The organism is Asanoa iriomotensis (assembly GCF_016862515.1).
In the GTDB taxonomy this organism is placed as follows: Bacteria; Actinomycetota; Actinomycetes; order Mycobacteriales; family Micromonosporaceae; genus Asanoa; species Asanoa iriomotensis.
The window spans coordinates 151,534-159,545 of record NZ_BONC01000008.1 but is presented as its reverse complement, the minus strand read 5'-3'; the positions used below and the strand labels follow the sequence as shown (position 1 = coordinate 159,545).

Here is an 8,012-nt window from a genome sequence, read left to right as displayed (position 1 = left end):
GTAGGTTGCCGCGAGCGCCTCCGCGAGCCGATCCTGCCGCGCCCGGATGCTGTCCTGCCCGGGATAGTTGGTGCCGTCGGAAAACCACAGCTTCAAGTCACGGGATCCCGTCGCATCCATGATGTCGACGCACTCGATCAAATGCGCGAGCGCCTTCTCCCGTACACGCGGATCTGGGTTGGTCACCGACCCGAGCTTGTAGTCGTCATCCTGGAACACATTGGAGTTGATCGCCCCAAGGCCGATCCCGAGCGACTTGGCATGAGCGGCCAGCGCCGCGTAGTCGTCAGTCTTGTCCCAGGGGATGTGCAACGCGACGGTGGGCGCGACACCGGTGAAACGATGCACGACCGCCGCATCGGCGATCTTCTCGTACGGGTCCCGCGGCACACCCTCCTGCGCGAACACCTTGAACCGCGTGCCCGAGTTCCCGAACGCCCACGACGCCGTCTCGATCCGCTGGTCACGCAACGCCGCCAGGACGCGGCTCCGGGTTGACGGGGCAAGTTCGGTCATCGTTCCGTCCTCCGCCTGAAACGTTTCATCCAGCGAGCCGACGATATCCGCCCCTCGATGGGGGAGTCAAGGTATGAGACGTTTCAGAGGAAAGCCCTGATCGCGTACGCTGATCGACCATGGCGGCGAGCATCAAGGAGGTCGCGCAGCGGGCGGGCGTCTCGCTGGGCACCGTGAGCAACGTGCTCAACCGCCCCGACATCGTCTCGCCGCAGACCCGCAAGCGCGTCCAGGAAGCCATCGAAGAGCTGGGGTTCGTCCGCAACGACTCGGCCCGGCAGCTCCGCGCGGGCCGCAGCCGGACGGTCGCGATCGTGGTGCTCGACGTCTCGAACCCGTTCTTCACCGACGTGGTGCGCGGCGCCGAAACCGTCGTAGAAGGCGCCGGCGGCATGGTGGTCGTCTGCAACAGCGGCGGCGACGCCTCCCGCGAGCACCGCCACCTCGACGTGCTGGAGGAGCAGCGGGTCCAGGGCCTGTTGGTGACACCAGTCAGCGACGGCCGGCAGCCCCGCCTGGACCGGATGGTCAAGCGCGGCATCCCGGTGGTCCTGGTCGACCGCGGCGCGGGCCTGGCCGACCAGTGCTCGGTGGCCGTCGACGACGTCCTGGGTGGACGGCTGGCGGCGGAACACCTTGCCGAGCGCGGCCACCGCGCGATCGCCTTCGTCGGCGGCCCGCTCACTCTGCGCCAGGTGGCCGACCGCCGCGCCGGCGCCGAAGCGGCCCTGGCCGAGCGCGGCCTGCCGCCCCCGCTGGTGGTGGAAACCCCGATGCTCTCGGTGTCGACGGGCCGCACCGCCGCCGACGAGATCGTCGCGCTGCCGGCCACCCGCCGCCCGACCGCGATCTTCTGCGCCAACGACCTCGTCGCGTTGGGCGCTCTCCAGGCGCTGACCGCACACGGCCTGCGGGTCCCGGACGACATCGCGCTGGTCGGCTACGACGACATCGAGTTCGCCGCCGGCGCCGCGGTGCCGCTGTCGTCGGTCCGCCAGCCCCGCGAGCAACTCGGCCGCACGGCGGCGCAACTCCTGTTGGAGGAGTCCACGGACCCGGAAACCCACGAACACCGACACGTGGTCTTCCAACCAGATCTGGCGGTACGCCAGTCGAGCGAACGCAAACGCCGCTAGCGCTCGAAGACGAGCAGGTCGTTGGTTTCGTGCTGTGGTCCGTCGTCGAGTGACGGGAGGGCCGCCTCGATCCTGGCGAAGCCCGCCTCGACGGTCTCCGGGGTCATGTGCTCGAACGCCGACACCGCGCGCAGCCGCAGCCGTGCGACGTCCGCGGCGAGGCTCGGCGAGCGTACCCAGGTGACCTGGTCGTGCGCGACCAACCGCCACCCGGCGGCGGTGAAGTCGCCCTCCACCTGGGCCTGCGTGCGGAACTGCGACGCGTCGGCGGCACGCCACTCCGGCATGACCCGGAACCACCAGACGTCCGGCATGCGGTCGGCGAAGTTCGCCTGCACGAAGAGCCTGCCGCCCGGCTTGACGACCCGGCGCAACTCCTGGGCCGCGGCCACGCGGTCGACGACGTGGTGCCACACGAAGAACAGCACGGCCGCGTCACAAGAGCCGTCCGGCAGCGGGATCGACTCGGCGGACCCCGCCGCATAGGTGACGGCGGGATGGGCAACGGCCTGCGCGCGCATCTTGTCGGACGGCTCGACCCCGTGCACCGGACCGCCGAAGGCGCGGGCCAACGCGGGGGTCAGCCGGCCGGTGCCCGACCCCAGGTCGAGCCAGGTCAGTGGCCGCGTCTCGGGCAGGTGGCGGGCGAACGCCGCCAGCCACGTCTCCTGCGCATCGTGCGACATCGTGCGCCCGGCCGCGTAGACGGCGTGCAGGCGTGCGTCGTAGTCGACCTTCCCCATCGCGCCAGCCTACGGGGGATGATCAAGCGAGGTCGACCTCGCGGAGGCGGTCGGTCAGGGCGTCGAGATGGCGCGACGGGCGAGCTCGGGAGCGACCTCGCGCAACGCCTGAGCCAGGTCCGCGGCCGAACCACCGCCCAGCCATCGCAGGTGTCCGTCCCTCCGCTGAGAGGATAGGGCTCGTGGATCTTTCTGAGCTGGCGCGGCGGGTCTATGCCACGTCGCGGTTGACGGGGCGGTTCGTGTTGCGGTCGGGGCGGGTGGCCGACGAGTACTTCGACAAGTACCAGTTCGAGGCCGATCCCGCACTCCTGGACAGCTTGGCGCAGCACATGGTCGCGTTGGTGCCGGACGGCACCGAGGTGCTGGCCGGTTTGGAGATGGGCGGCATCGCGGTGGTGACCGCGCTCGGTCGGCACACGGGCCTGCCGTGCGCGTTCGTGCGCAAGGAGGCCAAGGCCTACGGCACCGCCCGCCTCGCCGAAGGTGCCGACGTCGCCGGACGCCGGGTCCTCGTCGTCGAGGACGTGGTCACCTCGGGCGGCCAGATCGTCATCTCGACGCGCCAGCTCCGCGAGCTCGGCGCCCGCATCGACGCGGCCGCCTGCGTGATCGACCGCCAGGAAGGCGGGGCGGAGGCGCTGGCGGCCGACGGCATCGCGTTGCGGGCGCTGCTGACCCGCGCCCAGCTCGAGGCGGCTGGGTAGGTTCGGAGGCGTGCGAACAGTCGACGCGGTGGTCATCGGGGCCGGCCACAACGGCCTCGTGGCCGCCAACCTGCTGGCGGACGCCGGCTGGGACGTGCTGGTGCTCGAGGCCACCGGCACCGCCGGGGGAGCGGTGCGGACGGCCGAGCTGACCGCGACCGGCTTCCACCACGACGTCTACAGCGCGTTCTACCCGCTCGGCGCCGCCTCGCCGGTGCTGCGGGCGCTGGACCTGGAGGCACACGGGCTGGCCTGGCACCACGCGCCGGCCGTACTCGCCCACGTGCTGCCGGACGACCGCGCGGCGGTCCTGCACCGCGACCCGGAGCGGACGGCGGCCTCGCTGGCCGCCTTCGACCCACGCGACGGCCAGGCGTGGCTCGCCGAGGTGCGCCGCTGGCAGCGGATCGGCCGGCCGTTCCTCGACGCGATCATGAGACCTTTCCCGCCGGTACGCGCAGGCATCCGGCTGGCCGGCCGGCTCGGCGTAGCGGGCGCACTCGACTTCGCCCGTTTCGCGGTGCTCCCGGTGCAGGAGTTCGGCCGGGAGACGTTCCACGGCGCGGGCGCGCAACTCCTGCTGTCGGGCGGCGCCCTGCACACCGACCTGGCCCCGGAGCAGGCGGGCAGCGCCCTCTACGGCTGGCTGCTGGCGATGCTCGGGCAGGACGTCGGCTTCCCGGTGCCGGTCGGCGGCGCGGGCCGGCTCGTCGACGCGCTGCTGCGGAGGCTGGACGCCCGCGGCGGCACCGTCGAGTACGGCCGGCCGGTGGCCCGGGTGCTGCACGCCCGCGCGACCGCGGTCGGCGTCGAGGACGCGCACGGCGACCGGGTCCGAGCCCGCCGCGCGGTGCTGGCCGACGTGCCGGCGCCGGCCCTCTACGAACGGTTGGTCGGCCTCGACGCGCTGCCGGCGGCCTTCGTCCGGCACCTGCGCCGGTTCCAGTGGGACAACGCGACCATCAAAGTGGACTGGGCGCTCTCGTCACTGGTGCCCTGGACGGCGGTCGAGGCCCGCGGCGCGGGCACGGTCCACCTCGGCGACCAGGCGGGCCTGAGCGCCTACGGCGCGGCCCTGTCCCAAGGCGTGGTGCCGGCGGACCCGTTCGTCCTGATCGGACAGATGACGACCAGCGACCCGAGCCGTTCACCGGCGGGCACTGAGTCGCTGTGGGCCTACACGCACGTGCCGCAGAGCGTCGCGGGTGACCGGGCCCGGATGAGCGAGCAGGCGCAGCGGATGGAGGACGCGATCGAACGCCACGCACCCGGCTTCCGCGCCTTGATCCTGGCCCGCCACGTGCAGCTACCCGGCGACCTGGAACAGGGCGACCCGAACCTGTTCGGCGGCGCCATCAACGCCGGCACCGCGGCGCTGCACCAGCAGCTGTTCTTCCGCCCGGTGCCGGGCCTCGGCCGCGCCGACACCCCGATCGACCGCCTCTACCTGGCCAGCGCCTCGGCCCACCCGGGCGGCGGCGTGCACGGCGCCCCGGGCTCCAACGCGGCCCACGCCGCACTGGCCCGCAACGGCCTGACCGGCCCGGCCTACTCGACCCTCATCGGCGCCCTGCACCGCCGCCTCTACAGGTAACGGTTGTACTCCCAGCTGAAGATGCGCACCGGCGGTGCCGGTCGTGGCCGGCGGTGGGCGCCGACCGCGTCACCGAACACCGGGTCGACGGCGACGAGTTCGTCGGGTCCGCGGACCGCGACCGCCCGCATGAGCTCCCGCGCCGAGGGCTCGCGGCCGCCCTCCCGGCGCGCCCCCACATCGCGCAGGTCCGCGGCCGCCTGCCGCAACGTGCTCCGCCCGCCCCGCGTGAGCCACGGCGCCGGCAACAGCAGCCAGCCGGCGAGGGCCGTCGCGCAGGTCACCACCACGATGCCCGCCGTCGCTCCGCGGCCGGCCTCGGCGCCGTTGCCGACCAGAGAGGCCAGCCGGACGAGACCCAGGGCGGTGACGGCCCAGAGCGGCACCGTCGTCAGCCGGGCCCAGCGCCGCCGGGCGTCGGAGGCGAGCAGCCCGCGCCGGACCAGCTTGCGGTGCAGGCGGCCGGCGGCCGCGCGAACCTGGGGGTCGGCCAGCACCTGGAGCCACGCGCACGGCTCGCGCAGCCGCGCATGGATGGCGGCCATCAGCGGCGGCGCGCCGGCCGGGAGCGGGCCGGTCACGTCGAGCGTCAGCATCGGCCCGCGGTTGACCGCCGCGGTCCGCTGCAGCCCGACCGCGCAGGCGAGCGCGGCAAGTCCGGGACCGCCCTTGAGGTAGGCGAGGTCGATTGTGCTCGGTCGTCGCCCGACCAGGGGCGGCCCCGACATCCGGATCAGCGCCCGACCGACCAGCGTGACCACGAGCGCCGCTCCGGCGGCGCCGCCGAGGAGCGAAAGGAAGTAGAGACCGCCGGTGTTCCACCACGTCACGCCCAACATTGTGCGGGGGACGCGCACGCCCCGTCGGTCAGCCGGCTTCGGAGACCGTCCGCAGGCGGTCGAGGCCGCGCTCGAAGTCTGGGCCGATCATCTTGTCCATCGGCTTGACCAGGGACATCAGGCGGATGCCGAAGGTCTTCGGGCCGATCATCGTCCAGGTGACCTTCGAGCCCGTGCCGGTCGGCTGCACCGCGAAGACGATGTCGTTGCGGGACTTGAACGGCTTCTCGAAGGCCAGGTCGATCTTGACCTCCGACGGTTCCTGCGCCGAGACGATCTCCATGCGGCCCTTGCCGGCCTTGTTGTTGCCCGACCACGAATAGACCGCGCCCGGGCCCGACGCCGCGCCCGAGTAGTCGCGTTGCATCGCCGGGTCGACATCCTCCCACGGCGACCACTGTGTCCAGTTGTGAAAATCCGCGATCTTCTCGTAGATCCGGGCCGGCGGCGCCGCGATCTCGATCGAGCGGGAAACGGTATAGGTTTCGGCCACGGTCCGTCACTGTACGCTCAGGGCGCTTCCAGGTAGTTGAGCACCGCGAGGACCCGCCGGTTGTCGTCCTGGTCCGGCAGCAGGCCGAGCTTGCCGAAGATGTTGTTGATGTGCTTGTTCACCGCTTTCTCGGTGACGCCGAGGCGGCTGGCGATCCCGGCGTTGGCCCGGCCCTCGGCCATCAGCCGCAGCACCTCCCGCTCACGCGGCGTGAGCCGCCCGATGCCGTCCTCGTGACCACGCCGCGTCAGCAGGTCGGCGACCACGTCCGGGTCGAGGACCGTGCCGCCCGCGGCGACGATCCGGACCGCCTCGACGAACCGCGCCACGTCGGCCACCCGGTCCTTCAACAGGTAGCCGAGCCCACCCTGCCCTGCGGCGAGCAGCTCACGGGCGTAGAGCACCTCGACGTGCTGCGACAACACCAGGATCGGGAATCCGGGGGTACGCGTACGCGCCCGCGTCGCCACCCGCAGCCCGTCGTCGGTGAACGACGGCGGCAGGCGGACGTCGACGATGGCCACGTCCGGCGTCAGGGCGGCGATCGCCGTGGCCAGTTCCGGCGCGCTGGCCACCGCGGCCACCACCGTCTCGCCGTACGCGGTCAGGATCCGCTCCAGGCCGTCGCGCAGCAGCGCCTGGTCCTCGCCGATCACGACCCGCACGGCACCTCCATCGTCACCACCGTCGGGCCGCCGGGCGGGCTGGTCACCGCCAGCCGGCCGTCGAACGCGTCGAGCCGACGGCGCACCCCGGCCAGGCCGCCGGCCGTCGGGACCCGGGCGGCGCCCGCGCCGTCGTCGCCGACCTCGACCACCAACACCCCGTCGGCGGGGGCACGCAGCGTGACCCACGCGCGCGCCGCCCCGCTGTGTTTGGCCACGTTGGCCAGCGCTTCCGCGACCGCGAAGTAGAGCGCCGCCTCGATCGGCGGCGCCGCGCGCACGCCCCGGTCCGCGAACACCGTGGTCGGCACCGGCAGCACCACCGCGAGCGCCCGGACCGCCTCGACCAGCCCGCGTTCGGCCAGCACGGGCGGGTGGATGCCGCGGACCAGCCGGCGCAGGTCGGCGAGGGCCTGGCCGCTGGTGTCGCGGGCCTCGGCGAGCAGCGCCTCGGCCTTCGCCGGGTCGGTCCGGACGAGCTGTTCGGCGAGGCCGATCGTCATCCCGACCGCGGCGATCCGCGCCTGTGCGCCGTCGTGCAGGTCCTTCTCGATCCGGCGCAGCTCGGCGGCGCCGGCGTCGACCGCGTCGGCCCGGGTCTCCTCGAGCCGGTCGACCCGCGCCGCGAGCTCGCGCCGGGGCGGGCGCAGCAGCGCGGCGCTGAACCGGGCGTGCAGCCCGAGGATCGCCGGCGCGCCGAGCACCAGCACGGCCGCCGCGGACACGCCGATCGCGACCGCGACCGGCCAGAAGCCGCCCTCGGCACCGCTCGCCGCGACCACGGGGGCGATCACCAGGCCGAACCCGGCCCACGCGGTCAGCGCCGCCGGCACTAGGCCGATCGCGGTGCCGACCGGCACGTTGACGGCCAGCCAGAGCAGGTCGCGCCACGTCACCGGGTCGGCCAGCGTCCGCAGACCGGGTGCGCGGTGCGACCGGTCCACCCGCACGCCGGACCACCTCAGCCCGCGGTCCCGCTGCGCGTCGGCGAACCGGCGGACGGCGGCCAGCGCGCGCGGTGCGAGCAGCACGCCGACCCCGAGCGGCAGCAGCGCGACGGAGACGACGGTGGCGACGAACAGCGGCAGGCCGACGCCGAGCGAGAGCGCCGCGAGGGCGAGACCCCGCGGGACCGCCTCGCGCGCCGCGCGGATCCGTTCCTCCCAGTCCATCGCCGCCATTCTCCCCGCTGCGGGCGCCGTTGTCGGTAGGGAAAACCCCACCACCAGCACACATCGATCCCAGTGGGTTTATGTGGGGGATCGACATATCGATACACGCGAGTGGCCCCTTAGGTTTCCGGAATGCGTCGTGCAGGT

At 73.3% G+C, this 8,012-nt stretch carries 8 protein-coding genes and 1 pseudogene; 3 read left to right on the top strand and 6 right to left on the bottom strand.

Annotation, left to right across the window (positions count from 1 at the left end; translation table 11 throughout):
* A pseudogene (locus Air01nite_RS08750) lies at positions 1 to 516 on the bottom strand (L-rhamnose isomerase); the annotation flags it as partial.
* A 119-nt stretch (positions 517 to 635) separates the two neighbouring features.
* Here Air01nite_RS08750 and Air01nite_RS08745 point away from each other — a divergent pair.
* Entirely contained in the window at positions 636 to 1,652 is a 1,017-nt protein-coding gene (locus Air01nite_RS08745; RefSeq protein ID WP_203701452.1) for a LacI family DNA-binding transcriptional regulator, read from the top strand.
* Here the strand turns inward: Air01nite_RS08745 and Air01nite_RS08740 are convergent.
* The gene (locus Air01nite_RS08740; RefSeq protein WP_203701451.1) at positions 1,649 to 2,395 is read right to left on the bottom strand and encodes a class I SAM-dependent methyltransferase; all 747 of its coding nucleotides are present in this window, start codon (positions 2,393 to 2,395) and stop codon (positions 1,649 to 1,651) included. The genes Air01nite_RS08745 and Air01nite_RS08740 overlap by 4 nt on opposite strands.
* A gap of 182 nt (positions 2,396 to 2,577) precedes the next feature.
* On the opposite strand from Air01nite_RS08740, the gene Air01nite_RS08735 reads away from it, so the two are divergent.
* Both Air01nite_RS08735 and Air01nite_RS08730 read left to right on the top strand, forming a co-directional pair.
* Entirely contained in the window at positions 2,578 to 3,102 is a 525-nt protein-coding gene (locus tag Air01nite_RS08735; RefSeq protein ID WP_203701450.1) for an orotate phosphoribosyltransferase, read from the top strand.
* Positions 3,103 to 3,112: 10 nt separating this feature from the next.
* Positions 3,113 to 4,696: a phytoene desaturase family protein gene (locus Air01nite_RS08730; protein ID WP_203701449.1), complete on the top strand. Its 1,584-nt coding sequence runs from the start codon at positions 3,113 to 3,115 to the stop codon at positions 4,694 to 4,696.
* Here Air01nite_RS08730 and Air01nite_RS08725 read toward each other — a convergent pair.
* From Air01nite_RS08725 to Air01nite_RS08710, 4 genes are read right to left on the bottom strand one after another with little or no spacing between them, the layout of a single operon-like run.
* Complete coding sequence (locus tag Air01nite_RS08725; protein WP_203701448.1) at positions 4,687 to 5,526, bottom strand: TIGR04222 domain-containing membrane protein; 840 nt, start codon at positions 5,524 to 5,526, stop codon at positions 4,687 to 4,689. The genes Air01nite_RS08730 and Air01nite_RS08725 overlap by 10 nt on opposite strands.
* 37 nt (positions 5,527 to 5,563) lie before the next feature.
* A complete protein-coding gene (locus tag Air01nite_RS08720) occupies positions 5,564 to 6,028 on the bottom strand; it encodes an SRPBCC family protein (protein WP_203701447.1) in 465 nt (154 codons plus the stop codon).
* A 17-nt stretch (positions 6,029 to 6,045) separates the two neighbouring features.
* Complete coding sequence (locus Air01nite_RS08715; protein WP_203701446.1) at positions 6,046 to 6,693, bottom strand: LuxR C-terminal-related transcriptional regulator; 648 nt, start codon at positions 6,691 to 6,693, stop codon at positions 6,046 to 6,048.
* Complete coding sequence (locus Air01nite_RS08710; RefSeq protein ID WP_239090585.1) at positions 6,681 to 7,865, bottom strand: sensor histidine kinase; 1,185 nt, start codon at positions 7,863 to 7,865, stop codon at positions 6,681 to 6,683. Before Air01nite_RS08710 ends, Air01nite_RS08715 begins: the two co-directional genes overlap by 13 nt.
* Between the last annotated feature and the right edge of the window lie 147 nt (positions 7,866 to 8,012).

Bases quoted from the DNA above. Each gene is read 5' to 3' on its own strand.
- Air01nite_RS08710 (WP_239090585.1), bottom strand. From the start codon at position 7,865: ATGGACTGGGAGGAACGGATCCGCGCGGCGCGCGAGGCGGTCCCGCGG.
- Air01nite_RS08740 (WP_203701451.1), bottom strand. From the start codon at position 2,395: ATGGGGAAGGTCGACTACGACGCACGCCTGCACGCCGTCTACGCGGCC.
- Air01nite_RS08745 (WP_203701452.1), top strand. From the start codon at position 636: ATGGCGGCGAGCATCAAGGAGGTCGCGCAGCGGGCGGGCGTCTCGCTG.